This is a genomic window from Streptomyces sp. NRRL S-495, assembly GCF_000966955.1.
Taxonomy (GTDB): domain Bacteria; phylum Actinomycetota; class Actinomycetes; order Streptomycetales; family Streptomycetaceae; genus Kitasatospora; species Kitasatospora purpeofusca.
In genome coordinates this window covers 1-340 of the sequence record NZ_JZWY01001301.1, presented here as the reverse complement: position 1 = coordinate 340, position 340 = coordinate 1, and the positions used below count along the sequence as shown (strand labels likewise).

Sequence of the window (340 nt, the reverse complement as noted above, 5' to 3'; positions counted from 1 at the left end):
GACCCCGACGCCGCGCACCACGAGGTCGAGGTCCTGGCCCCCGAGCCGGGGGTGCCGATCCGCGAGCACTCCGGCCTCTGGGGTCTGGACACGAACGGCACCGTCCTCGCCCACGAGCTGGGCCACCTGCTCGGCCTGCCCGACGAGTACCGGGAGCGGCGCCTCCACGAGGAGACCGTCGACGAGAACGGCGACCGCACCGTCCTGGAGCGCGGGATCCGGCCCCGGCCCTCCTACACCGACGCCGGACTGATGGGCGGCACCCACGCCGGCAACAACCGGGTCCGCTTCGACCAGGACGCCGGGATCCTCACCGACGGCACCGACATCCGGTTCGCCC

General features: G+C 74.1%; 1 protein-coding gene. It reads left to right on the top strand.

Annotation, left to right across the window (positions count from 1 at the left end):
* Positions 1–340, top strand: a 340-nt coding sequence (locus tag VR45_RS41330) for a hypothetical protein (protein WP_045945134.1), incomplete at both ends; no start/stop codon positions are given.